At 61.5% G+C, this 2,702-nt stretch carries 5 protein-coding genes; all 5 read right to left on the bottom strand.

Translation table 11 applies throughout. The features are described 5' to 3' along the window. Positions 1–162 (bottom strand): SPW repeat protein (locus EN879_RS31300; RefSeq protein ID WP_164774697.1); only part of this gene is annotated, 162 nt, incomplete at its 3' end. Positions 163–192: 30 nt separating this feature from the next. After that, the gene (locus EN879_RS31295) at positions 193–516 is read right to left on the bottom strand and encodes a hypothetical protein (RefSeq protein ID WP_063170829.1); all 324 of its coding nucleotides are present in this window, start codon (positions 514–516) and stop codon (positions 193–195) included. 12 nt (positions 517–528) lie between these two features. Then, positions 529–1,296, bottom strand: coding sequence for an NADH dehydrogenase ubiquinone Fe-S protein 4 (locus EN879_RS31290; RefSeq protein ID WP_063170828.1), 768 nt, complete (start codon positions 1,294–1,296; stop codon positions 529–531). Between the two features lie 71 nt (positions 1,297–1,367). Beyond that, a complete protein-coding gene (locus EN879_RS31285; protein WP_013525023.1) occupies positions 1,368–1,877 on the bottom strand; it encodes an Hsp20/alpha crystallin family protein in 510 nt (169 codons plus the stop codon). Positions 1,878–1,950: 73 nt separating this feature from the next. Next, positions 1,951–2,427, bottom strand: coding sequence for an Hsp20 family protein (locus EN879_RS31280; protein WP_164752017.1), 477 nt, complete (start codon positions 2,425–2,427; stop codon positions 1,951–1,953). Positions 2,428–2,702: the final 275 nt, after the last annotated feature.

Here is a 2,702-nt window from a genome sequence, read left to right as displayed (position 1 = left end):
GATCAGAACGGTGATTACGCCCGCGATGAAGGCGTGCCAGACGGCAACAGCATCGGCAGCATAGCCAAGGAGCCAAGGCGAGAGCGCCAGCGCGATGCCGGCAAGGATGTTTACGACATCGAGCGCCGGCCTGCTGCTGTCGGAAGCGAGATTCTTCAACATCGTCATTCTCCTTTCCTGCGTTTCAGTACGTCAATGTACCGCCCTTGAGTCGAGGGCGGGTGCGGCAGCGGGCCTGTTCGGCCCGATGCCGCAAAGCTTCCTGGGTCCGGATTTGAAACGGGCGCAGTCCTTCGGCGAGATCGGCTCAGTCAGGAGGAAGGGTTCGATCTCCCGAGGTTCGAACGCATTGCCGGCGATCTCACTCAATGCGAGATGCAGCCGGCTCTTCGGCCTGGCCGCCAGCCGGGGCGCTGCGCCGCGCGCCAGTGCGCGCGCCCGCCCTGCTGCCGCGACCGCAAGCGCGAAGGGGTTCGGGATGGTCCGTTGGGCGTCTAAGACGATCAGTGGGTCCATTCTTGCCTCCAATCATGCGGCTATCCGGGATCGTACCGGGCTGAGCCGAGTCTGGAATCTCTGGGTACTGCCCTCCAAGGCCAGCAGAGCGAGCTCAACCTCGTCCAATCGCGTCGGACGTGCATTTTCCGGCATGCCTTCAGCGGTGGCCAAGTCGATCAGGTACTCGTTCCAGGCCCAGTTCTTGAGCACGGCACGTTTCTCGTCGGGTGCGAGTACCGGGTCATCCACCACCTCCATCGGACAGGCGTAGAATGTCTCGGGCTCGGAAAGCGCCGTCTGTATGTGCGCTGCCTGTGCACCAGCGCCATAGTTGTGGCTTGCCTGGAGCCATGCCAATTGTAGCCGTTGCCAAACCACGTCGGAAAAGGCGTGCCTCTCCTCCGATGCTTGCCTGTTGCTGACCTTGGCCTGAGAGCCAGAAGATGGAGCCTGCACCACGTAGCTGAGGCCTTGGCGCTCCGCATAACGGATCGCCGCCTCCAGCGTCGGAAAATCCAGTCGAACCTGGGTCAGGGTGTCCCGGCCGCCCGTATAGCCCATCAGCGGCTCGATGAACGGGGCTGTGCGAGGTTCGAAGATCAATCGCCAGTCCTTGCGGGGCTTTGCCGAGGTCATGGCCGAGCGGCATGGCTGGTAGATCCGTCCCGTCACGCCGTCCGGAAACACTGACCGCCCCATTGACAAAGCCGGCTCGTCGACACGAGACCGATTGTCATTGTCCGGCCGGCCGGAGGTCCTGGTTGGGCTTCTGATGTCGCTGCTTTGAACTGTCTCCATTGTCTGTCCCTCCTATCATGAAGGGTGGTACGAGCAGCGGCCGTTACGGCCGCTGCTCATACTGCCGTGCGTCAGTTCTTGCCGTTGATTGCGATCCGCTTGGCCTTCGCCTGCGCCCGCTCGGTCTTGGGCAAGGTCACGGTCAGCACCCCGTTCTTGAAGGCGGCGTTGACCTTGTCTTCCTCGACCTCGTAGCCGAGCGGAATGAGGCGCTCGAAGCGACCGTAGAAGCGCTCGGAGAACTGCCGGTCTTTGTCCTCGGTCTCGGAACGCTTCTCGCCTTTAAGCTTGAGCGCCCCGTTGTCCAGCAGGACTTCTATGTCGCTCTCGTCCAGGCCGGGTATTTCCGCCGTGACGCGGACTTCCTTGTCCGTGTCGGAAATTTCGACGCTGGGCCAAGTGGCGGCAAAAGAGGGACTGAAGGCCGGCAGTCTGGCGCCGAAGCTGCGGAAGGCGTCATCGAACAGCCGGTTTACCTCCCGGTGGAGGGAGACGAAGGGGTCTCGATCTCCATCAGGGAAGAGACTGGGCGCCGAGTTTCCGTTGCCCCGGCCCCATGGGATCAAGTCACGTACGCTCATTGTCTTTCTCCTTTCGTAGGTCTGTGAGCCGGGCCGGACGCCCGGCTCAAGCGATGCCTTCATCGTGGATTGCTCAGGCCGCCAGCTTCTCGGTCTCGACCTTGGGGGCTTCGATCTTCGGCATGGGAGCCCCGCTGGAGATCTCGACCTTGCGCGGTTTCATCTCCTCGGGAACCTCGCGCTTGAGATCGATGCTCAGCAGCCCGTTCTCAAGGCTGGCGCCAGCAACTTTGACATGATCGGCCAGTTCGAACCGACGCTCGAAAGCGCGCCCGTTGATGCCGCGGTAGAGATACTGGCCGTTCTCATCGCCGGATTGCGACCCGCTCACGACCAGCATGTTGGGCTGGTGAGTGATGGTCAGCTGGTCCTGCGAGAAACCGGCGACCGCCATCGTGATGCGATAGTCATCATCATCAACCTTGGCGATATCGTAGGGCGGCCAGTTGTCGAACGAGGCCACACGGCTCGCATTTTCAAGCATGTCGACCATGCGGTCGAAGCCGATGCTGGACCGGTACAGGGGGGTAAAATCGAGGTTCATAACCACATCCTCCTTTGAGCAACATGGATCATAGGAGGCGCCAAGAGCCTTGCCGCCTCCTGGTCTTGCCGGCCCCATCAGGCGACCGGCGACCATCAATTTAGAATCGCGACTTGCACCTTCAAGAGGTATTAGGAAAATTTTCAGCGGCAATCCGGGCGAAACGCACCCATGCCACCCCCCGCCGGCGGGGTCACTCGCCGACGGGTCAATGGTTCACGAACAATCAGGTCGCGCTTAAATCCGATCGATGAATGGCACGAACCCGGCCAACATCGCGC

The organism is Mesorhizobium sp. M7A.F.Ca.AU.002.02.1.1 (assembly GCF_003998535.1).
In the GTDB taxonomy this organism is placed as follows: domain Bacteria; phylum Pseudomonadota; class Alphaproteobacteria; order Rhizobiales; family Rhizobiaceae; genus Mesorhizobium; species Mesorhizobium ciceri.
This window is presented reverse-complemented; position numbering and strand designations above follow the sequence as displayed.